Source organism: Pseudomonas sp. B20 (assembly GCF_020515755.1).
GTDB lineage: Bacteria > Pseudomonadota > Gammaproteobacteria > Pseudomonadales > Pseudomonadaceae > Aquipseudomonas > Aquipseudomonas syringae.
Genome location: NZ_JAHPJG010000025.1, coordinates 1 through 20,027 on the forward strand (window position 1 = coordinate 1; position 20,027 = coordinate 20,027).

15 protein-coding genes and 3 pseudogenes are annotated in these 20,027 nt (G+C 58.3%); 8 read left to right on the forward strand and 10 right to left on the reverse strand.

The annotated features are described in order from the left end of the window. Positions 1-58: 58 nt before the first annotated feature. The 3 genes and pseudogenes from LIX91_RS21805 to LIX91_RS21815 form a co-directional block, all read right to left on the reverse strand. Positions 59-222 (reverse strand): annotated as a pseudogene (locus LIX91_RS21805) (Tn3 family transposase); the annotation flags it as partial. Positions 223-289: 67 nt separating this feature from the next. After that, on the reverse strand, positions 290-1,321 hold the full coding sequence (locus LIX91_RS21810; RefSeq protein ID WP_024664368.1) for a hypothetical protein: 1,032 nt from the start codon (positions 1,319-1,321) through the stop codon (positions 290-292). 3 nt (positions 1,322-1,324) lie between these two features. Continuing rightward, positions 1,325-2,320: a hypothetical protein gene (locus LIX91_RS21815; RefSeq protein ID WP_226489125.1), complete on the reverse strand. Its 996-nt coding sequence runs from the start codon at positions 2,318-2,320 to the stop codon at positions 1,325-1,327. A 493-nt stretch (positions 2,321-2,813) separates the two neighbouring features. Here LIX91_RS21815 and LIX91_RS21820 point away from each other — a divergent pair. Beyond that, a pseudogene (locus LIX91_RS21820) lies at positions 2,814-3,458 on the forward strand (mammalian cell entry protein); the annotation flags it as partial. A gap of 16 nt (positions 3,459-3,474) precedes the next feature. On the opposite strand, the gene LIX91_RS21825 reads toward LIX91_RS21820, so the two are convergent. Next, positions 3,475-4,749: a glucarate dehydratase family protein gene (locus tag LIX91_RS21825; protein ID WP_226489127.1), complete on the reverse strand. Its 1,275-nt coding sequence runs from the start codon at positions 4,747-4,749 to the stop codon at positions 3,475-3,477. Between the two features lie 18 nt (positions 4,750-4,767). After that, positions 4,768-6,111, reverse strand: a complete 1,344-nt coding sequence (locus tag LIX91_RS21830) for an MFS transporter (protein WP_024960947.1) — start codon at positions 6,109-6,111, stop codon at positions 4,768-4,770. Between the two features lie 139 nt (positions 6,112-6,250). Here LIX91_RS21830 and LIX91_RS21835 point away from each other — a divergent pair, with 139 nt between their 5' ends. After that, a complete protein-coding gene (locus LIX91_RS21835) occupies positions 6,251-7,150 on the forward strand; it encodes a LysR substrate-binding domain-containing protein (protein WP_100071803.1) in 900 nt (299 codons plus the stop codon). Between the two features lie 138 nt (positions 7,151-7,288). Further along, positions 7,289-7,972: an ATPase gene (locus LIX91_RS21840; protein WP_226489128.1), complete on the forward strand. Its 684-nt coding sequence runs from the start codon at positions 7,289-7,291 to the stop codon at positions 7,970-7,972. A 26-nt stretch (positions 7,973-7,998) separates the two neighbouring features. On the opposite strand, the pseudogene LIX91_RS25655 reads toward LIX91_RS21840, so the two are convergent. After that, a pseudogene (locus LIX91_RS25655) lies at positions 7,999-8,100 on the reverse strand (nucleoside hydrolase); the annotation flags it as partial. A gap of 231 nt (positions 8,101-8,331) precedes the next feature. Between LIX91_RS25655 and LIX91_RS21845 the strand changes: the two are divergent. After that, positions 8,332-10,302, forward strand: coding sequence for a putative bifunctional diguanylate cyclase/phosphodiesterase (locus LIX91_RS21845; RefSeq protein WP_226489129.1), 1,971 nt, complete (start codon positions 8,332-8,334; stop codon positions 10,300-10,302). A 75-nt stretch (positions 10,303-10,377) separates the two neighbouring features. Then, positions 10,378-11,088 (forward strand): GntR family transcriptional regulator, encoded by a 711-nt coding sequence (locus tag LIX91_RS21850; RefSeq protein WP_003416800.1) that lies wholly within the window; start codon positions 10,378-10,380, stop codon positions 11,086-11,088. Here LIX91_RS21850 and LIX91_RS21855 read toward each other — a convergent pair whose 3' ends face one another. The 3 genes from LIX91_RS21855 to LIX91_RS21865 all read right to left on the reverse strand — a co-directional run bounded on the left by LIX91_RS21855 (position 11,089) and on the right by LIX91_RS21865 (position 14,210). Next, positions 11,089-12,039: a PDR/VanB family oxidoreductase gene (locus LIX91_RS21855; protein ID WP_103696900.1), complete on the reverse strand. Its 951-nt coding sequence runs from the start codon at positions 12,037-12,039 to the stop codon at positions 11,089-11,091. Positions 12,040-12,112: 73 nt separating this feature from the next. Further along, on the reverse strand, positions 12,113-13,177 hold the full coding sequence (locus LIX91_RS21860) for an aromatic ring-hydroxylating oxygenase subunit alpha (RefSeq protein WP_003344931.1): 1,065 nt from the start codon (positions 13,175-13,177) through the stop codon (positions 12,113-12,115). A 145-nt stretch (positions 13,178-13,322) separates the two neighbouring features. Beyond that, positions 13,323-14,210, reverse strand: coding sequence for a LysR family transcriptional regulator (locus tag LIX91_RS21865; protein WP_226489130.1), 888 nt, complete (start codon positions 14,208-14,210; stop codon positions 13,323-13,325). A 127-nt stretch (positions 14,211-14,337) separates the two neighbouring features. On the opposite strand from LIX91_RS21865, the gene LIX91_RS21870 reads away from it, so the two are divergent. Beyond that, entirely contained in the window at positions 14,338-15,087 is a 750-nt protein-coding gene (locus LIX91_RS21870; RefSeq protein ID WP_226489131.1) for a gamma-glutamyl-gamma-aminobutyrate hydrolase family protein, read from the forward strand. 128 nt (positions 15,088-15,215) lie between these two features. Further along, positions 15,216-15,764, forward strand: coding sequence for a cupin domain-containing protein (locus tag LIX91_RS21875; protein WP_003344936.1), 549 nt, complete (start codon positions 15,216-15,218; stop codon positions 15,762-15,764). A 27-nt stretch (positions 15,765-15,791) separates the two neighbouring features. Here the strand turns inward: LIX91_RS21875 and LIX91_RS21880 are convergent, their stop codons facing one another. Further along, positions 15,792-17,954 (reverse strand): TonB-dependent receptor family protein, encoded by a 2,163-nt coding sequence (locus tag LIX91_RS21880; RefSeq protein WP_226489132.1) that lies wholly within the window; start codon positions 17,952-17,954, stop codon positions 15,792-15,794. Positions 17,955-18,219: 265 nt separating this feature from the next. Here LIX91_RS21880 and LIX91_RS21885 point away from each other — a divergent pair, with 265 nt between their 5' ends. Then, the gene (locus LIX91_RS21885; RefSeq protein ID WP_226489133.1) at positions 18,220-19,824 is read left to right on the forward strand and encodes a hybrid sensor histidine kinase/response regulator; all 1,605 of its coding nucleotides are present in this window, start codon (positions 18,220-18,222) and stop codon (positions 19,822-19,824) included. The last annotated feature ends 203 nt before the right edge of the window (positions 19,825-20,027 follow it).

Below are 20,027 nucleotides of genomic sequence, written 5' to 3' on the forward strand. Positions count from 1 at the left end.
CGTAGGTCGAGTCATGCACACCGACCTTCACCACACGAGTGCTGAGTGGTGCGTATTAGTCGGAGATGTGGTTATAGAACAGCCGTCCCGGTTCGTTGCCTCACTTAGTGTTAATGTGCCTGTGCTCTGGCCCCGACCTTCTGCACGGAAGCGCCGGCCATCGGAGGATGAGGTGCTACCGTCTCCCCAGTTTGCGGCAAAGGCACAGTTGAACTGACTGTTACCCGCTGCAGGGCCGGTGAAACAATGCCTGACGCAGCGGGTGAACTCGCAGGAGAATAGGCTGCACCTATTCGACCTCCCGCAAGAAATTACCATTGATGTCAAAGTCCGCTACCCGGGTATTTTTAACAGTACCTCCAAAGGCGTTTTTACCTCTAAACGTGCAGTAGACCCGGATAAATTTTCCTTTATCTACGTAGCGGGTATCCACGTGGTCATAGCTGTCGGGATCGTTCATAGCCTGTTTGATCAGCCTCTCAAATGTTCGGTGCGAACCATCCCATTGGCTGAACTGGCTTTCGATCTGTTTGGTGCGTGAAGAACGTGCCGCTGCGGCCTGTTGGTCCGCGTCGATTTTCGCCTGACGTGACGCTTCAGCTTTCTTGAAGCGTTCAAGATTTTGCTGGTAGGCCTTATTGGCTGGTTCAAGCTGAAGAAGTGAGGTGTAAAGTGAAATCGCTTTGGTGTAATCGGCGGCGTCCAAAGTTTTGAGATCTTTAAGCAGCCCCGCAATAGTGTCCTTACGCTCTTGCTCACGCTTAGCCAGAGCTATCTCATCAACGAGCGTCGCCAGCTTCTGCTGCAGTGCCAGGTACTCTGGATCCGTGATAACCGAGGCATATCTGGCGTTGATGGTGGTAGCTTTATTAACGTCTCTCGAGTTCAGCGCAGTAGCAATTTCTTGCAATATCGAAGATTTGTTGGTTACGTAGAACTGCCGGGTGCTCTCGATCTTTGCTTGAGCAGCTGCTGCGCTGGCTTCACGTTCAAGTTGATCCGTACGATCCTGTTCTGCTTTGGCTGCAGCGACGCGCTGATCCTCTGTATGCGAGGTGTGAATGTTCAGCACATACGTAGACGCAGTCAGCCCTATCAGGACGATCAGTACCCGTAAGTGGAGCGGATCCCCGACTTTGAGGGCGACCAGCAAGCGGTCGTAGGCTGGGGGGCTGATCAAAATGGCAAGACATATCAGCATCAAACCGGAGATCCAGCTTGCCGCAAAAACGTTCACTCCTAACGCAGTTACTACGGCTGTAACAATCCACCACCGTGGGCTTATTCCGTGCGGGAGCCCGCTGAACATAATAGATAACACCACTTACTCCTTATTATTCTGCGTAGCAATACCGCAGTTAAGCTCGTAGCCTTTCCCTGTTCCCCATAAGGTTCTATCTAGGTAAACTCTATAGCCGTGAAAAGGCTGCCTGAAAGGCTTGCCCTGAGCAATTTTCTGTTCAAGACCGGAAGCCGGATTCCCCGTGACGTTGGTAATCATCTGCGTGCAGAGGCTCGCCAAAAGCTTGGCGTCTTGGGCTCCATGTGAGGACGCATTGACGTTAAGCATCAATTTTACACGGGTGACTTCTCTTGCATTCCCTCTGCCATACAGAGCAATGTTGTTAGGCAGTGCCTGGTTTCCCAGTTCCTTGTAAGGTGTAGCGCAAGAGAAAATGCCGTCGTAAAGCTCAACATAGCCGCTTTTGTTTGGCTGAAAACCGTCGATATCGGCAAGCGCGCTGCAGGCCGATAGAGGAGAAAAGGCTTCTCCGCTGGCTGCATTAGAAGGTGAGGTCCCTCCCATAAGTCCGACTGCTAATACAGCAACCGCCAAGCGGGTCAATACCTCTTTCTGCGGCTTGCATTTTGGAGTTCCGGATAAAAATGCAAACGGGTCCTCGGGCTCCTCAATCGAGGCGATAGCTTCGGTGAGGTTATAGGTAGCAGGCATGCTCTGATGCGCGACCAATGTGAGCACTAAGTTGACGGTCAACGTAGAGAAATCCTTGCTGGCACTCGGTGAAGCCTTCAAAGACCCTCTGATTCTGGGGCTCAGCTCAGAAACGACTCGATGCGAGATGAAAGTATGAAGCGCCTCTTGCCAAGCTTCGTCATTTTTAACCCCAAAGCCTTTGTCGATAACGAGGCTTGAGCTTTTTGATTTCAACTCGGGGAAATGCGCTTGCACTGCAGTGAACGTGGCACGTGCAAACTCGGCATACGCGGCATGACGAACATGCCTGTGATAGAGCCCTCGGTAAAACAGAAAGGAAAACCCAGCCCACGTAATACAGATGGCTACCATTAAAGCATTCATCAAACTTCCTCAATCCTTAGAAAAGCCTGACGGCTTATTGGCGGCAAGATGCCGTTATTCCACAAAAATCAATCAGGAGAGCCCGCAGAATTCGTAGAAAATCGTACGGTAAGCACTACTGACGGAAGACAGACTCCCGTGCCGCGTGGGCGGCGGGAATGCCGAGATAAGGCAAAAATTAGGACATTTTCTCTTTAAATCCATGCTTTAAAAATATTAAATCAACGCTAATTTGCGGGTCATGCGATGCTTGACTAGCCATGTATGTTGAAGCTTTGCCTTGCTTGAAGATGTGTTCAATGGCCTCGGTAGAAAGAATACCCTACCCGATATTGCCCTGTCAGTTGCCAACCAAAGAGCTTTATCGAAGCTACTCTCTGCCTGTGAAGCTATCCGGAGCGCCGCTAGTGGGCAAAGATAACTCACATTGCACATGAAGCACTTGGTTAAGGTATGAAAAACCGCTCAAGATAGCGGTTTTTTGTCATTCTGTATTGTCGGGGCAGTGATTTACCCGGATCGTCTGGGGATGGCCAATGAAAAAATCGTAAAGACATTGGGCGTTACCGACGATGCACGTACGGCGCAGTTGATAGCCGACTTCGTCAAGCGGGGCCTGCGTGCACAGCCTCGCAGCGAGAGTCTGCTGACCGGACAACTGTATATTTCGCTGGGTTTTATCGCCAACGCTACGCCGGTACCGTTCGATGTCAGTGCGCAGCCGCTGATAATCCCGACCGTGCCGGGGGAGCTTGAAAAGATGCAGGAGCAGGTACAGCAGATCATCGACAAGGTCGGCAAAGTGCCGGTGCAGGAGATCGCCGGCAACCTGAATGGCAGCCTTGGCGAGGCGCAGAAGACTTTCAGGCTTTTCGACGCACAAGTGATCCCTGAACTGCACGGCGTTCTGCTGCAATCCCGAAGCACGATGGACATTGCCGGCGCAGCGCTCGCCGAGGACTCGCCTGTGCGTCAACAGATCGACCGGACAATGGATGAGGTTCAGCGCATGGCCCGCTCGGTAAGGGTCCTCACCGATTACTTGGGCAGCAACCCCGAAGCCTTGGTCCGTGGCCGCACCCGGCAGGATCCACCGGGTGTCTACCAGAAGACCGCGCCTGCTCAGCAGGCCTATTAAGCCGGGCCGGACGGCTTCAGTACCTCGGTTTGACCGCCTTCCAGTCCGGCTTGTACTTTTGCATCTGCTTCACGTCATCGCGCTGCCGGATTCCACAGCTGTGGTACTGGTCGTTGAGCTTGCCGAGCTGGTCATGGTCCAGTTCCAGCCCAAGACCGGGTGCGCGGGTGATGCTGACACAGCCGTCGACAATCGGCAGTTTGCCGCCCTTGATGACTTCCTCGTCCGGCTCCTGCCACGGGTAGTGCGTGTCGCAGGCGTAGTCCAGATTGGGCACCGACGCTGCGACGTGGGCCATGGCCATGAGGCTGATACCCAGATGCGAGTTGGAGTGCATCGACACGCCCAGGCCAAAGGTGTCGCACATCTTCGCCAGCGCCTGAGTGTCGCGCAGGCCGCCCCAGTAATGGTGGTCGGCGAGCACGATCTGCACGCTGTCGAGGGCCACGCTGCGGCGGAACTCGTCGAAATCGGTCACCACCATGTTGGTCGCCAGCGGCAGGCCGGTGCGTTTGTGCAATTCGGACATGCCGTCGAGGCCCGGCGTCGGGTCTTCGTAATATTGCAGGTCATCGCCCAGCAGTTCGGCCATGCGAATCGAGGTCTCCAGCGACCAGTTGCCGTTGGGATCGATGCGCAGCGGATAACCGGGGAAGGCTTTTTTCAGCGCCTTGATGCACGACACCTCGTGTTCCGGCTGCAGCGCACCGGCCTTGAGCTTGATGCTTTTGAAGCCATAGGCTTCGATCATGCGCCGAGCCTGGGCGACGATCTGCTCTTCGCTGAGCGCTTCACCCCAGCTGTCGGGCGCGTAAGGGGCATCGGCATGCTGCGCGTATTTGAAGAACAGGTAAGCGCTGAAGGGTATCTGGTCACGAATGGCACCGCCGAGCAGGTCCACCAGTGGCAGGTTCATGGAACGTGCCTGCAGGTCCAGAAACGCCACTTCGAACGCAGAATAAGCATTGCTGACCGCCTTGCTGGCGTGTGAGCCCGGCGCCAGTTCGGCACCGGCCAGGCTGGCAGGCTTATGCGCCGCCACGGTCGCCTGCACGATGCTGCGCAGCTGATTGAGGTTGAACGGGTCGAGCCCGATCAGTTGGTTCTGCACCTGTTGCTGAATCGCCAGTGCGGGGGCATCACCATAGCTTTCACCGAGGCCGATGTAGCCGTTGTCGCTTTCCACCTCGATGATCGAGCGCAGGGCAAAGGGTTCGTGAATACCACTGGCGTTGAGCAGCGGCGGGTCGCGAAAGGCGATAGGGGTCACGGTTACACGGATGATTTTCAAAGGGCGGTCTCCCGGAAGTCAGGGTTTGAGGCTGGAAGGGGTGCCGGTGACGGCAGGGCTGAGCGCTGCGGGCCGCTCAGCCCTGGACGGGCGGCCGCGGTCACCTCGTGGCGTAGTGCGGGCGAAGAAGATCACCACCGCAGCCAGCAGCGATGTCGCTGCCAGTCCATACAGACCGCCTTGAATCGAACCGGTGGTCTGTTCCAGAAAGCCGAACGTGGTGGGCGCGACGAAGCCGCCCAGGTTGCCGATGGAGTTGATCAGCGCAATGACCGCAGCGGCAATGCGTGCATCCAGATAGCCCTGAGGGATTGGCCAGAACAGCGCAGAGGCGGCCTTGAAACCGATTGCCGCGAAGCAGATGGCGACAAAGGCGAACACCGGACCGCCCACGGTGGACATGAACATGCCGGCTGCGGCGATGACCAGCGTGACCGCCACCCAGGCCTGTTGGTGCTTGAAGCGTGCCGCCAGTGCTGCAAAGCCGTACATGGCCACGATGGAGATGATCCACGGGATCGAATTGAACAACCCGACCTCGAGATCGCTGAAGCTGCCCATCTTGCGGATCATGCTCGGCAGCCAGAAGGTGGCGCCGTAGATGGTCAGTGCCACGGAAAAGTAGATGAAGCAGAACAGCAGGATCTGCCGGTCCGCCAACAGTCGGAAGACCGAGGGTCTGACGGTTTGTGAAGCTTCGCGCAGCCGTTGCTCTTCGGCGATGGCGGTGCTGAGCGCGGTTTTTTCTTCGTCACTGAGCCAGCGGGCTTCATGAGGATGTGATTGCAGCCAGAACCAGACGAAACCGCAGAGCACGATCGACGCGAAGCCTTCGATCAGAAACATCCATTGCCAGCCATGCAGGTTCAGGCCCTCGATGCCGAGCAGGGCGCCGGACACCGGTCCGGAAATAACCGACGCTATCGCCGAACCGCTGAGAAACAGCGCCATGGCCTTGCCGCGATCACTGGAGGGTAGCCACTGGGTGAAGTAATAGATGATGCCGGGGAAGAAACCGGCTTCGGCAGCGCCCAGAATGAAGCGCAGCACGTAGAAACTTGTTTCGCCTTGCACGAACGCCATGGCCATCGCGGCCGCGCCCCAGGTGAACATGATGCGGGTCAGCCAGGCGCGGGCGCCGTAGCGCTGCAAGAGCATGTTGGAGGGGACTTCGAACAGTGCGTAACCGACAAAGAACAATCCGGCACCCAGCCCGTAAGCTGCTGCGCCGATGCCCAGATCGGTTTCCAGATGGCTGCGTACAAAACCGATATTGACCCGGTCGATGTAATTGACGATGAACATCACCACGAACAGCGGCAGCACGTGGCGTTTCACCTTGGCGGCCGCACGGGCAAGCACCGTGACGTCCGTAGTACCAGGGACGGTATTCAAGAGGCGACTCCCATTCATTGTTTTTTTGGGGATGAGTCGATCATGAGTGGGTGTATTATTCCTGTCCAATCCAGTTTGTGACTTGATTGATACCGGGAGTGGATCAATGTTCGAGCTTTCCCAACTGCGTTGCTTCACCACGGTGGCCACGGAGCTGAATTTCCGCCGTGCCGCCGAACGGCTCAACATGACGCAGCCGCCGTTGAGTCGGCAGATTCAGATACTGGAGCACAATCTGGGCGTCGAGCTATTCACCCGCAGTACCCGCAGTGTGGCCCTGACTGCCGCGGGCAGGGCTTTTTTCATCGAGGCGCAGACCCTGCTGGAGCGCGCGCAGCAGGCGGCGATTTCCGCGCGGCGCTTTGCCGAGGGTGACATTGGCTCGGTGACCATCAGTTTTGTCGGCAGCGCGGTGTATGAGTTTCTGCCCAGGGTGATCGCCGAGGCGCGCCTCAAGCAGCCGCAGGTGAAGATTTCCCTGACTGAAATGAACACCTATCAGCAGCACGAAGCACTCAGGGCGCGGCGCATTGACCTCGGTATCGTGCGAGCGCCACTGTTTCAGCCGGGTTACGAGAGCGAATGCCTGGTTCGCGAGCCTTTTGTGCTGGCCGTCCCGAGCAATCATCGGTTGGCGCATGCCGATTCGGTGGCGGTTGCCGATCTGGATGGCGCGCCGTTCCTGATGTATTCGCATTCGGCGTATCCACCGTTCAACGAACTGCTGACCGGTATGTTTCGTTCCGCACAAGTTGCACCGGAGTATGTCCAATGGCTTGGATCGTCACTGACTATTCTGGCGCTGGTCAACGCCGGCATGGGGCTGGCATTGGTACCGCGTTGCGCAACCAATGTGGTGTTCAAGGACGTCGTGTTTCGTGACATTGACCTGGGCGAGGGCGTGCAGAGCGAGTTGCACTTGGTCTGGCGCACCGACAATGACAACCCGGCGTGCCGGATGCTGCTCAAAGCCATTCGTGCGGCCGTCAGGGCGGATGAAAATTGAAGCGAAAAACCTTGCAACGCAGTGACATCAACTATCATTCATTCAGTCGATAGTCATCATCAAGCAAGGCAAGTTCTGTTTTTCCGGCAAAGGAGGAGGATGGCGCCATAGCCACCTGCTCCAAAGGGAGACGACGCGATGAGAATGTTCAATCTGTTGACGTTTGCTGCCGTGTTCAGCACCAGCATTGTGTTCACTGCCCCCGTCAATGCTGCCGTCTCCCCGGTCTCCGAACAGTCCTGCCATTTCATGCCCGTCGTCGACAGCGCCGCGAGCCTGCAACACACTCAGTCGGTGGGCGTGCTGTACAGCGAAAATACTCTCAGCAACCTTCAGTATTTGAACAACTACCATTCGGTTGCACTCAGGAGCGGCAGCAATGGCGCACTCGATGCGCGTATCCGCAATGCATTCATCAACAGCTCGGACCCTCAACTTGCGACCGACTGGCTGGTGGGTTCATCAAAGAAAGAGTTCGCCTCGGTAACCGTTTACGACAATCTCGATGCGCTGATGCAGGCGCGGCCGGACGTGGTGGTCATGCTCGACACTTACAATCGTCTGGTGAGCAAGCGCAACAGTCAGGTCGAAGCGCGGTTCATGGCACGCTTCTATGACAACGACCTGCAATACATCGGCAAGGCTGAAGGTGAGGTGGTTCGGGAAATGACCTCGGTCTGGGTGCAAGGCAAGGCCGCTCCGGAGATCGCTGCACAAATCGATCAGCAGCGTGATTTGCAGGTGAATGCCTTGAAACAGTTCGACGCTTCGCTAAAAGCATTGGTCATGCAGGCCGACCGGGCGCAGGTGGCGGCGAACTGATGGAGTGACTGCGTCAAGCCTGAGAGGCTGCTGGCCGACAGAAACTGCTCATCGACTTTCGCTGCTTCAATACCGCCAGCCATCAGCATGGTCGCCTGCAAATGGAAGATCGGCACGTTAATGCCCTTTATCCGTAGCGGACGCTTGAAAGGTGTACAAGCGTCATTAATCCAGGCGCGCGCAGGGGGAAAGTGACCGGCGGATTTTTTCAATTAAACCGATGCACGGCTCGGTTTTACCGTAAAGAATTAATCACATCCGCCGAGAGCCTGACAAGCGAACCGACAATTAGCTGTCCGGTTCGCATGATGAGCAGCAAGCCACGTGTGCTTTGACTGTGGTAACAGAGAAGCCTTGCGATGCTGAAAAAACTACCGGGTGCCTTGCGTGCCCTGATGTCTGTGCCCGCTGATAACCCCAGGTTGTTGCAGGCCCAATACGTTGCGTTGTCCCGACAACTGCCGTTGATGTACTTCGTGCTGCTGGTCAATACCTGGGCGTTGGCGTTCACCCATTGGCGAACAGCCCCGATGTGGTTGACGCTGCTGGTTCCGTCGCTGCTCACGATTATCTGTGCTGTCCGTGCACGCAAATGGTTGCGCACGGTAAACCGGCCGCCACCCGCTCCGGCGATCATTCTGGCCACGCTGCGTGGAACCCATGGCCTGGCGGGCGTGATAGCGGCCGGGTTTGCCGCCTGGTCCCTGTCGCTTTACCCCTATGGCGATGCCTATTCCCAGGCACATGTCGCGTTTTTTATGGGCATTACGGTAATTGTCTGCATCTTCTGCATGATGCACTTGCGGCCCGCAGCGCTGACCACCGCGCTGGTCGTCAACACCGCCTTCGTCATCTTCTTCGCCTCGACCTACAACATTACCTTTATCGCCACAGCGGTGAATATCGTGCTGGTGTCGATCGGCATGCTGATCATTCTTCATTACCAGTACCGCGATTTCACCAGCCTGGTGAATGTGCAGGTAAAGACCGAGCAACTGAGTAACGAGAACCTGCTGCTGGCCAATCAGGACAGCCTGACGGGCCTGCCCAATCGTCGGCAGTTCTTTCAGACCCTGGATGCTGCGATGACCGAGGCAATGGCGCAGCGTAGCGGGCTGGCAGTGGGCGTGTTGGACCTGGACGGGTTCAAGCCGGTCAATGACCTGTATGGTCATCGAATCGGCGACCGTCTGTTGATGCTGGTTGCTGAACGCCTGACCAGCGCCTCTAGTGACAAGGTGCATGTATCGCGACTGGGCGGTGACGAGTTTGCGCTGGTGATCAAGGGTGACATGGACAGCGCCGCGTTGCTGGCGTTTGGCAAGCAACTGTGTGACCTCATGCACGAGAGTTTCGAGCTGTCGGACATGCCGATCCAGATTGGCGCGACACTGGGCCTGGCGACGTACCCGGCCACGGCGGATAACGCGACCCAGCTGTTCGAGTTTGCCGACTACGCGCTGTATCAGGGCAAGAACCATAACCCCGGCACCACCTGCCTGTTCTCCGCCAGCCATCGTGAGCAATTGCATGCCGACGGCGTTACCGAACAGGCCTTGCGGCGCGCCAATCTGGAAACCGAGTTTCACGTATTGTTTCAGCCGATCATTGAAAGCTGCACGCGCGAAACGGTGGCTTTCGAGGCACTGGCGCGCTGGAACAGCCCTGAACTGGGGGCAGTATCGCCGGCGCATTTCATCCCGATCGCCGAGCGCATCGGCATGATCAACAAGCTGACTGCGCCCTTGCTGACCCGCTCGCTGCACATGGCCCTGTCCTGGCCTGCGCCCGTCAGGCTGTCGTTCAATCTGTCCGCGCACGACTGTGCGTCTCTGGAAAGTGTCAGCCGAATTGTCGAGATCATCAAAAACAGCGGCTTCGATGCGTCGCGGCTCGATCTGGAGATCACCGAAACGGCGGTGATGCAGGATATTGCTCAGGTGCAGCAGGCCATTACCCAGTTCCGCAAGCTGGGTTGCGGTATCTCGCTGGATGACTTTGGGACCGGTTTCTCCAGCCTCAGTCAGTTGCACGCGCTGGCGCTGACCAAGCTGAAGATCGACCGCAGCTTTGTCACCGGGGTGCACAACAACCCGGCCAGCTACAAGATCGTCAAATCACTGGTTGCCTTGAGTCTGGACATGTCCCTGGGCTGCGTGATCGAAGGCGTAGAAACGCAGGATGAGTTGAATGCTTTGACCACCCTGGGTTGTACGATGGTGCAGGGCTACTTTTACAGCCCGCCGATCAGTTTTGCAGAGACGCTGGCGTGGATTGAAATACCCGATGAAGAGCGCACCTTCGGTTACGCCATCTCGTGCCCCCTCTGATCGATTGCATGTGGGCAATTCACTCGGGCGCGCGTGGGGTAAGATGCCTTCTTTGATCCCCACGGAAGCCTTTTGATGAGCAAACCCGGGCAGACCGTCCTTGTTGCGTTGCGCAAGATGATTGCATCTGGCGAGCTGGCTGCCGGCGAGCGCCTGATGGAGGTGCCGACCGCCGAGCTGTTCGGTGTTTCGCGCATGCCGGTGCGCATGGCGTTCCGCACGCTGGAGCAGGAGGGGCTGCTGGTGCCGTTTGGCGGGCGTGGATTTCAGGTGCGCTCGATCAGCCCGATGGAAATCGCCGGCGCGGTGGATGTACGCGGCGTCCTTGAGGGGCTTGCGGCGCGGCAAATGGCTGAGCGCGGCGTGACCCAAGAGGCGCGCGACGAGCTTGAGGCCTGTCTGGTGCAGGGTGATGCGCTGTTCGAAAAAGGCCATGTCACTGAAGATGACCTGGAGGTCTATCACGACATGAACATGCGTCTGCATCGCGTGATCGTCGAGGGCAGCGGCAATCGCGCCATTGCCGATGCGCTGTCACGCAACGACCATCTGCCTTTTGCCTCGGTAACCGCGCTGGCCGTGGATCGCGACAACCTGATTCGCGAATACCGGCGGTTCAATTTCGCCCATATGCAGCATCACGCCGTGGTGGATGCGCTGGTCAACGGGCAGGGCGCTCGCGCCGAGGCGATCATGCGCGAGCATGCCAATGCCACCTTGCGTTATGCGGAAATCTTCGGCGCCGGGCAGAACGAACGCATGAAGGTCATTCAGCGCCCGGACTGATCAGATGTCGAGCACCAGCACGGGCGTCTTCGAACGTGAGCAGCAGGGCGTGAACTGATCGTTGAGCGCCTGCTCGTCTTCGGTCAGAAACAGATCGCGATGATCCGGAATGCCTTTCAACACCCGCGTCAGGCAGGTGCCACAGACACCTTGCTCGCACGACAGCGGAATATCGATACCGTGGCTTTCGAGTACCTGAGCGACCGTCTTGTTGGCCGGAATGGCGATGACCTGGCCGGTGCTGGCGATCTCGATTGAAAAACTGCCGTCGTTGCTGGTGTCTACCGGCTCTGCGGAAAAGTACTCGCGGTGCAGAGTGTCCTCGGACCAGCCAGCGGCCCGCGCGCTGTCGAGGATGTATTGCATGAAACCGCCTGGCCCGCACACGTACAGATGGGTATCGGGCTGTGGGTTGGCGAGCACTTTGGCAGCCTCCAGCGCGGTGTCCGGCTGCTCATCGAAGTGCAGTGTGATGCGCTCTGCAAATGCGGAATGCTTCAGGCGCTCGATAAAGGCGCCGCGCTCGGCGGAACGCACGCAGTAATGCAGCTCGAAATCGGCAGCCTCCAGCGTAAGCTGTTCGGCCATGCACAGGATCGGCGTGATGCCGATACCGCCGGCGAACAGCAGCGTGCGCCGGCTGTTTTCAGCCAGCGGGAACAGGTTGCGCGGTTCGCTGATGCGCAACGGTGCGCCAGTCTGAATCTGTTGATGCAGGCTGCGCGAGCCACCACGCGAAGCCGGGTCGTTGAGGACGCCGATCAGGTAGCGGTGACGCTCGTTCGGGGCATTGCACAGCGAGTACTGGCGGATCAGCCCGTCCGGCAGGTGCACGTCAATGTGCGCGCCTGCGGTAAACGGCGGCAACAGCGCTCCGTCCGCTCGCACCAGTTCAAAGCTGCAGATATCCAGTGCTTCATCGTTACGTGATAACACCGTCACGTCGATCATGGTAGGTCCTCGGGTGACCGCGGCATGGGTCACTTCTGATTGTTGTCTTGGTGTTTCGACGGGCAATGGCCGGTCATTTTGTTGCCATCACGGGAATCTGCTCGCCGGGACCGGCCTGCTCGGCAGCGATCAGCCGCTCCAGAATCTTGCGTGACTGCACGCCACCGGCGTCGATATTGAGCTTGAGCAGGTTGCGATGCGGGTGTTTGAGCAGGTTCTGTTGCTGGCGCTCAAGCATTTCCAGGTCTTCGGTGAAGATCTTGCCCTGGCCTTCACGGATGCTGGCGGTCAGCGCTTCGTCGGCCGGATTGAAGTTGCGCGCCATGCCCCAGAAGTACCAGATGGACGTGTCGGTCTCGGGGGTGATGAAGTCGACGACGATGCTCGACGCCTTGAACTCTTTGGGCGCGTCATAGCCGCCTTTGCCCGCATGGGCGACGCCGACTTCGATCAGCACATGGCTGGGCGGCGTGAAGCGGCAGATCTGCCAGCGATCGACCGGCACGTCATCGGCCAGGTTGTTGCCACGCAGTGCCATCTGCCAGAACGGCGGCGGCATGATGTTTTCCATGTGCCGGGCGGTGACCACTTCTTCGCCTTCGACCGTCGTGACAGGCGCGGCCTCGTCGATTTCCTTCTGGCCGATGCTGGAAGCATGCACGTAGGTTTCGTGGGTGAGGTCCATCAGGTTGTCGATCATCAGGCGGTAGTCGCACTGGATATGAAACAGCCCGCCGCCGTAGGCCCATTCGTCGCTTACGGCCCACTCCAGATGATGAATGAGCGCCGGGTCGGCTTTTTCCCGGTCACCTGGCCAGACCCAGATGAAGCCGTAGCGCTCGACCGCCGCGAAGGTCTTGTTGCAAGGGAAGCCTCGAACACGCTGGCCGGGCATCGAAACAGTCTTGCCGTCGCCGCCCATGACCAGCCCGTGGTAACCACACACCAGCTGGCCGTTCTCGACATAGCCCAGCGAGAGCGGGGCGCCGCGATGCGGGCAGAAGTCTTCGACGGCAACGACCTGCTGGTTCTGGTCGCGATAGAACACCATCTTTTCGTTGCAGATCTGCCGGCCCAGAGGCTTGTCGGCGACTTCATCCGCTGTGCAAGCGACGTACCACGCATTTTTCGGGTGCATGATGGTTCTCCACGGTTCGATTATTGGTCTTATGGATCCACAGAATGAATCAAGTTGTTTCCTCACGATTATTAATGCCACAGGATCGCGATTAATCCAATGATTAATTTAGTTAACTATTATTTAATGGATCCACAGAGGCCGATCAGCCGGGGCTGGATACCTGCAACGCTGCGCGCAGGCGCGGCGCGAGTGCTTCCAGCAGGGTCTGCACGGAACGCAATGCGCGACAGTCGGGGCGGGTCAGCAGCCACAGGTCGGTGCGGCATCCTTCCAGCGGGCCACTCAGGCGTTCGACCGCTCCAAGGCCCTCAACCGTGAAGCCGGTCAGCGCCGCCACGCCCAGGCCGGCAGCGACCAACTGCGAGACAGCCGACATGTTGCTGCAGCGGTAGCTCGGTAATACCCCTGGAAACGCCTGTTTGCGCCAGATCACCGAGGTATGGTCGGGCATCGAGTCGTCGGGGCTGATCCAGGGGATCGAGGCCGGGTTTTGCGTCAAGGCCTCGCGGTATTCGGGGCGGCCGCAGACAAAGTAGTCGGCACTGCCCAGGCAGCGCCCGATCAGGTGCTCGGGTGGCGTATTGGTCAGGCGCAGGGCGATGTCGGCATCGCGACGGCTGAGGTTGGCAAAAGCATTGGAGGTGGCCAGCTCCAGCGTAAGGGCCGGGTACTGCGGCATGAAGTCCGCCAGCGCTGGCAGCAGCAGACTGTGCAGTACCGCATCGGTACAGGTCAGGCGTACCGTACCGCTGACCACTTGTTCGCCCTGTTGCAAAGCGATGCGCGCAGCGGCAAGTGCCTGTTCGGCGCGCTCGGCCTGCTCGGCCATGGCCTGCGCGGTATCGGTCGGTATGTACCCGCGCCGGTTCTTTTCAAACAGCGCTGCACCAAGGGCTGTTTCCAGGCGACGGATCGAGCGGAATACGGTCGATACATCAACCTGCAACAGATCGGCGGCACGGGCCAATGTGCGGCCGCGAACCAGGGCGAGCACCAGTGACAGGTCGGCGTGGCTGATTTCATATTGCATCGGTGCATTGTTCCTTTGCCGGAATGCCTATGTTTGTTGCGCAGATGACTATCCTAGACTGGTTTCATTCTCGCTGGATAGCGCCCGATCGGCGCTGGCCACTCAGATTTCAAACAGGATTCAACCTATGTCGCGACATCCCTTGATTGGTGTCACCGCCTGCCGTCAGCAACTTGGCAAGTATTCTTCTCACACCGCAGGCGACAAGTACGTCGAGGCTGCAGCCTTCGCGGGCATGCCGGTGATTCTGCCTGCACTCGAGGTGCCCACCGAGCCTGCGCAATTGCTCGCGTCGCTGGATGGCCTGCTGTTTACCGGCTCGCCGTCCAACGTCGAGCCACGTCACTACAATGGGCCGGCGAGCGTGGAGGGCACCGCTCATGATGTATTCCGGGATCGCACCACACTGCCGCTGCTCAGGGCTGCCATCGCCCAGGGCGTGCCGGTGTTGTGCATTTGCCGCGGTTTTCAGGAGCTGAATGTCGCGCTGGGCGGCAGCCTGCATCAGCGGGTCCAGGAGTTGCCTGGCTATCTGGATCACCGTGAGCCGCAGAGCGAGGTGCTGGCGGTGCAGTACGCGCCAAAGCATCCCGTGCAGGTGCAGATGGGCGGTTTGCTCGACTCGCTCGGGCTGGCGCCGGGGTTCGAGGTCAACAGCCTGCACAGCCAGGGTATCGATCGCCTGGCGTCGGACCTGCGCGCAGAAGCATTGGCGCCCGATGGCCTTGTGGAAGCGGTTTCCATGCCCGGCGCGCCAGGCTTTGTGCTGGGCGTGCAGTGGCACCCGGAATGGGAGTTCATGGACAACCCTGTGTCGCTCAGCCTGTTCAAGGCCTTTCGTGAGGCCTGCCAGAGCTATGCGCGCAGCAGCCGCTAGAGCGATGAGCTGCTGAGTGTTGTGGGCAAACGTGATTTAATATCCGGCTTGACGGGCTTCGGGTAATGGACGATCCATTGCGCCGGGGCGCTGCCTCATTCACCGGATATCTTTCACATAAGGCCACTATGGATACGGGAGCACGACTCAAACTGGTGCGTGAAAGCTACAAGCTGTCACAGCGTGAGCTCGCCAGACGCAGTGGTGTGACCAATGCCACGATTTCCCTCATCGAACAAAATCGTGTCAGTCCTTCCATCAGCTCGCTGAAAAAGCTGCTTGAAGGGATTCCCATGACACTGGCGGATTTCTTCACGTTCGATCAGCCTCCTGGGCAGGATCAGTACGTGTTTCGAGCCGGTGATCAACCCGACCTGGGGCGCAACGGTGCTCGCCTGCTGCTGGTCGGGGCGACCCTGCCGAGCCGGCAGATGCGTTTTCTGCGTGAGCAGTACGCGCCGGGCGCCGACTCGGGCGATGAGCCGATCGTTCACAGCGAAGGCGAGGAGTGCGGTCTGGTGACGCGCGGCACCGTGGAGCTGACCATCGATGGGCAGGTCAACATCCTCGGTCCGGGGGACGGCTATTACTTCCCGACCACCTTGCCGCATCGTTTCCGCAATATCGGCCAGGACGAAGCCGAGATCATCAGCGCCAACACGCCGGCCAACTTCTAGGCGCTGACAGCCAACAATGCCTTGCGCCTAACGAAGGCTCCAGGAAATGCCCGCATAAATCCCCATCCCGTCGCCGGGTGTCGAGCGCGCTATGTCTTTGCCGTTGTCGTCATAACCGGGTGTCACGGTGCTGGCGTAACGCTGGTTAGTCAGGTTGCGCAGGTCCAGCCAGGTCTGCCAGTCCTCGCCGGGTGACGCGTAGCCCAGTGTGGCGCCCAGCAACGTGTACTGATCGGCGTAAAACGAGTTGGCGTAATCGACCGCGATCCTCGACGCGTGCTCGGTATTCAGCGCCACATAAACACCGACAGGATGGCTGTAGCGCAGCTCGGCCTGATAGTAATGCCGGGGGATGCCCGGCAGCGTGTTGTCGCCGAAGCGGTCGTCGTTACGGTAGTGGAAGTCGCTGAACGTGTAGGCCTGGCGCAAATCGACCTTGCCCGCAGTGCCTCCCTGCCACAGCGGGCTGTCCAGGCTGAGTTCGATACCGGTGTGGATGGTCGGGCTGGCGTTGGACTCGGCAATGACTTGCGAGCCTGTCGCGCTGGCTGTCTGGGTTTCGACACTGAGCAGTTCATGCCTGACCTGCGAGTAATACCACCCTGCGGTCCAGTCGCCTGCTGCGCTGTTACCCTTGCCGCCGAGCTCCAGCGTAGTCGCGGTCTGATTTTCAAGTTTGACGCCGACACTCTGCAGACCGGTGGCCGCACCGCTGCCTGCAGGGAAGAAACGGTTGGAGCCCCAGATCATTGACCACGCGTGGGGCGGCTCGACCGAACGACTCAGATTGCCGTAAAGCTGCAACTGCGGTGTGAAGTCGTAGCGCAGGCCCAGCCGGGTGGCATAGTCCCAGGCATGAGTGCTGACGGCTTGTTGGGTGGCGGGGTAGGTGACCTCGGTTTCGCGACGGGTATAGAGGGCGGCAACACCCGTTGTCAGCCACAGGTCCGGTAACAGCTCCAGATCATTGCTCAGGTGCAGCACGCTGTCCGAGCCCAGATAGCTGTAATCCCGGGTTCTGGTCCCCGGCGCATAGCCTGCGGTGTTGCCGGCAGGCACGCGGACGAATTCCGATGCGCCGTTGTTGGGCAGCCCCTTGGTGGTTCGCAGTCCCAGCGTGGTAATGCTCTGACGGCCGAATACGGTGTCCTGACGTATGTAATTGAGCGTGCCGCTGATATCGGTGTAAGCGACTTTCAGGCGATTGGTGCCCTCGCGCAGGTCCATGGGGTAATCGTGATAGACCAGCCCCGTTTCCAGGCGTGAGCTGTCATCCAGGTAGACAGTGGTCTTGTTGCCGAGCCAGGTGCTGCCGGGTTGCAGTCGTTTTGAGTCGCGCGCACGGTTGAGCGCATTGGCCGCCTGCGGATCATGGCGGATCTGCTCGCGGGTCAGCCTGCCCGGCGAGTCGTTGTCGGTTTCCCGGTAACGAAAGAAGAAGCGGGTTTCCAGGTTCGGGTTGAAACGGTAACCGACGTTGGCTGCGATGCCCTGGCTGCCGCCTGCACTCTGGTCCTGGAAGCCGTTGTAGCCTGAATCGGTCAGACTGACGTAATAGTCCAGATCGCCCAGTACCTGGCCCGAGCTGATCTGCCGTTTTGAGTAGCCGTGGCTTCCTGCTTCATAGCGCAACTGCAGCCTGGGTGCGTCATAACCGGAGTGGGTGACATAGTTGACCGCGCCACCCAGCGCCAGCGAACCCAGCTCAAAGCCATTGGCACCGCGTCGCACTTCCACATGGCTCAGCCATAACGGTTCCTTGAGCTCGTAGGGCGTGCCGCCGGGGCCGGTCAGCGGCAAGCCATCGAGCATTTCGAACAGCCCGGAGGCGTGCGCGCCGGGCGCCCGATTCAGGCCCGAGCCGCGAATCGAGATTTTTGCCCCCTCACTGTTGGCGGCCTTGGCGTATATACCGGGCTGGTACTTGAATACGTCTTCATTATTGGCGACCCGTCCTTGCTCGACGGTGCTCATATCGACGACGTTGGTGCCGCCCGGAACTTCCCGTAACGCGTCGCGAGCGATTTGCGCCGGGCTGTCGGTACTCGAGCCGTCAACTTCGATGTTGGACAGACTGACAACATCAGCCTCGGCGACGCAGGCAAAAGCAAGAGCTGTACTGAAACCGAACAGTTGCAGCGTCAGCGTCAGGGGGGAAAGCAGAAACGGTGGGTGGTACTGCAAGTGCATACGCCTTGTGGTTCACGGCCGGCGTCAACAGCCGGCCCTGCGTGCTCTGAAAAAAGGGACAGGTGTTCGATGCCTGATGTGTGACAGGCGTCACTAATCGGGTGAGTGAACAGGCGACGCCGGGGGATAATTCGAGCCTGTTCAATGCCCTAAGTGAATATAATTTGATTTTCGTCTGCTCAGTGAGAACCCTTTGAGGCTTCACCAGTCCTAGCCATTAGAGAGCAGGCGCAATAGCCCAATAAACAGTCGTGGAGTTTCTGGAGTGTCGGAAAATAAAGCCCGGGTCGACAATGCGGCGACGGGAGATATCAAGCATCAGGGGAAAGATATCTTTTTCGCGGCCGTAGAAACGACTCGGATGCCGATGATCGTGACGGACCCCAATCGCCCGGACAACCCCATCATTTTTGCCAACCAGGCATTTCTGGAAATGACCGGCTATTCGTCTGATGAAATCATCGGTAGCAACTGCCGGTTTCTTCAAGGGCCGGACACTGACCGGGCGGCGGTGCAGTCGATTCGCGATGCAATCGAAGAGCGCGTCGATATCTCCACTGAAATTCTCAACTATCGCAAGGACGGTTCATCGTTCTGGAATGCGCTGTTTATTTCCCCGGTCTATAACGACGCGGGCGACCTGATTTATTTTTTTGCCTCGCAACTGGACATCAGTCGCCGTCGAGATGCCGAAGAAGCATTGCGTCAGGCTCAAAAGATGGAGGCCTTGGGTCAGCTTACCGGTGGCATCGCGCACGACTTCAATAACCTGCTGCAAGTGATGGGCGGTTATATCGATCTGATCGGCAGTGCGGCAGAGAAACCCACCATTGATGTACAGCGTGTCCAGCGCAGTGTTCATCATGCCAAGTCTGCCGTTGAACGCGCCAGCACACTGACCAAGCAACTGCTGGCGTTTGCCCGCAAACAGAAACTGCAGGGGCGAGTGCTCAATCTCAATGGCTTGGTTTCCACGACAGAACCGCTGATCGAGCGTACGTTCGGTCCGGAAGTGGTTATCGAAACCGATCTGGATCCGGCACTGAAGAACTGCCGTATCGATCCGACCCAGGCAGAAGTTGCCCTTCTTAATATTTTCATCAATTCGCGCGATGCACTGATTGGCAGGCCCGACCCGAAGATATTCATTGAAACCCGCAATCTGGTCGTCGACGAGTTGGCCAATATGTCTTACGACGGCCTGTTACCCGGCCGTTATGTCTCTATTGCAGTCACGGACAACGGCATTGGCATGCCTGCGAGTATCCGTGATCGGGTAATGGACCCGTTCTTTACTACCAAGGAAGAAGGCAAGGGCTCCGGGCTCGGTCTCTCCATGGTCTATGGCTTTGCCAAACAGTCGGGTGGTGCTGCGCGTATTTATACCGAAGAAGGTGTCGGCACCACGCTGCGCCTGTATTTTCCTGTAGACGAAGCGGTGCTGAGCAAAAACGATCCGCCGAAAGCCTCGGAAAAGCGCGTTGGCAGCTCCGAGCGGATTCTGATCGTGGAAGACCGTCCTGACGTGGCCGAGCTGGCGAAGATGGTGCTGGATGATTACGGCTATGTGTCGGAAATCGTCCTCAATGCCCGTGAGGCACTCAAGCGCTTCGAGGCTGGCAGCATGTATGATTTGCTGTTCACTGATCTGATCATGCCGGGCGGCATGAATGGCGTGATGCTCGCGCGTGAAGTGAGGCGCAGGTACCCGAAGGTCAAGGTGCTGTTGACCACCGGCTACGCTGAGAGCTCCATCGAGCGAACCGACATTGGCGGCTCCGAGTTTGAAGTGGTGTCCAAGCCCTGTATGCCGCAGGACCTCGCCCGGAAGGTCAGGCAGGTCCTCGACGGGCCGAACGGTATCGCCTGACGATACTGACAATGAACACATGAAGGCCTGCCTGTTCTCAGTCGGGCCTTCATGCTGTTTGGTGCTGTCTTTATTACGATACCTGCGCACCCCCTTGTAAGGTTGGGTATATCCAGTGAGTGTCGGTATTCAAAAAAGCGGACAGCCGGTTAATGCCCGTCTGTTATTAACGGACACCAGACAACTCCTAATAGTTAGAGCAA

Coding starts and splice junctions, on each gene's coding strand:
- LIX91_RS21815 (WP_226489125.1), bottom strand. CDS start 2,320: ATGAATGCTTTAATGGTAGCCATCTGTATTACGTGGGCTGGGTTTTCC.
- LIX91_RS21835 (WP_100071803.1), top strand. CDS start 6,251: ATGTTCGAGCTTTCCCAACTGCGTTGCTTCACCACGGTGGCCACGGAG.
- LIX91_RS21840 (WP_226489128.1), top strand. CDS start 7,289: ATGAGAATGTTCAATCTGTTGACGTTTGCTGCCGTGTTCAGCACCAGC.
- LIX91_RS21845 (WP_226489129.1), top strand. CDS start 8,332: ATGCTGAAAAAACTACCGGGTGCCTTGCGTGCCCTGATGTCTGTGCCC.
- LIX91_RS21850 (WP_003416800.1), top strand. CDS start 10,378: ATGAGCAAACCCGGGCAGACCGTCCTTGTTGCGTTGCGCAAGATGATT.
- LIX91_RS21855 (WP_103696900.1), bottom strand. CDS start 12,039: ATGATCGACGTGACGGTGTTATCACGTAACGATGAAGCACTGGATATC.
- LIX91_RS21860 (WP_003344931.1), bottom strand. CDS start 13,177: ATGCACCCGAAAAATGCGTGGTACGTCGCTTGCACAGCGGATGAAGTC.
- LIX91_RS21865 (WP_226489130.1), bottom strand. CDS start 14,210: ATGCAATATGAAATCAGCCACGCCGACCTGTCACTGGTGCTCGCCCTG.
- LIX91_RS21870 (WP_226489131.1), top strand. CDS start 14,338: ATGTCGCGACATCCCTTGATTGGTGTCACCGCCTGCCGTCAGCAACTT.
- LIX91_RS21875 (WP_003344936.1), top strand. CDS start 15,216: ATGGATACGGGAGCACGACTCAAACTGGTGCGTGAAAGCTACAAGCTG.
- LIX91_RS21880 (WP_226489132.1), bottom strand. CDS start 17,954: ATGCACTTGCAGTACCACCCACCGTTTCTGCTTTCCCCCCTGACGCTG.